The organism is Chitinophaga sp. 05T412, assembly GCF_056396465.1.
Map to the genome: position 1 here is coordinate 1 of NZ_JBFTLN010000095.1, position 427 is coordinate 427.

A 427-nucleotide genomic window follows, 5' to 3' on the forward strand; every position below is an offset into this window, starting at 1 on the left:
CGACGGAGTCGCTCTGGAGTCGCTCGCGAGGCTCCAGTCCGACATCGAGGCGGGGGAGCAGGCGCGATTCGCCGCGCTCGGTCGGGCGCGACCGCCGGGCTGGGTCGACCCCGCAGAGCTCACCGTGCTCGAGGTCGCCACGGCKACCGGTCTCGGTCAGCACGAGGTGGGCGCTCGTCTCGACCTGGCGACCACCCGCAGTCCGGGCGCCGCTGAGCTGCGAGCTCGCCTGTCCCGCGGGGAGGTGAGCCTCTACCGAGCGTGCACCGTCGAGCACGAGATCCGGCAGCTGCCGGCCGAGGCCGGGCCCGACATCGTCGAGGCGGCACTCCGGTCGAAGGACGATGCGCCTCCCTCGCCGACACTGTTCCGCCAGCGGCTCACTCGTGCCTGCCTGGCAGCCGACCGTGAGGCCGCGGCTCGTAGA

Annotated in this window: 1 protein-coding gene; it reads left to right on the top strand. The window is 73.5% G+C overall.

Annotated elements, in window-relative coordinates; translation table 11 throughout:
- Nucleotides 1–427: hypothetical protein (locus AC1DFM_RS34830; protein WP_477081390.1), on the top strand; the 427-nt coding region annotated here is incomplete at both ends.